The sequence below is a fragment of the Bartonella sp. AS69XJJH genome (assembly GCF_042195585.1).
In the GTDB taxonomy this organism is placed as follows: Bacteria; Pseudomonadota; Alphaproteobacteria; order Rhizobiales; family Rhizobiaceae; genus Bartonella.
Genome location: NZ_JBHIOO010000149.1, coordinates 1 through 540 on the forward strand (window position 1 = coordinate 1; position 540 = coordinate 540).

1 protein-coding gene is annotated in these 540 nt (G+C 32.8%); it reads right to left on the bottom strand.

The features are described from left to right. A partial coding sequence (locus ACFIK6_RS10270; protein ID WP_375677628.1) for a DnaB-like helicase N-terminal domain-containing protein occupies positions 1-467 on the bottom strand: 467 nt, incomplete at its 3' end. Positions 468-540 lie beyond the last annotated feature (73 nt).

Consider the following 540-nt stretch of genomic DNA (forward strand, 5'->3'; position numbering starts at 1 on the left):
TCAACAGTTTCAATTTGTTGTGATGTTGTAAGTTCTACAGAAGCATCATAAGCTCTATTCACAACTTGAGTGCCAAGGTTAATTAAAGAGCGGCGGACAAACAGATCATAAATGACGCTTCCATAATCTTTAGTATTAATGATTGTGACTGCCTCGGTAGCTAAACGCACCACGTAATTATATACAGTGATGTCTCCAATTTTCTCATCATTTTCAACAAAGGGCTTAATAGTAATGGGATCTGCAACTTTTCCATTTTGAATAATTTTTGAAATGATATCAAAAAGCTTTTGATGCAACGGTTCAAAAAAGTGCTCTGCTTTTAAAAAATCAGAAACGCTATCAAGAGCATTATTATTGATAATGATAGCACCCAGCAAAGCTTGTTCTGCTTCAATATTATGGGGAAATTGACGAAAAGAAGATTGTTCTTCTGTTTGAAAAGAAGGTAATTTAACAGCGCTCATTTTATTCATTATGATTTAAATTGATTTGATAAATGATAATTATAAATCACTGAATCTACAGTGTGAATCCCAT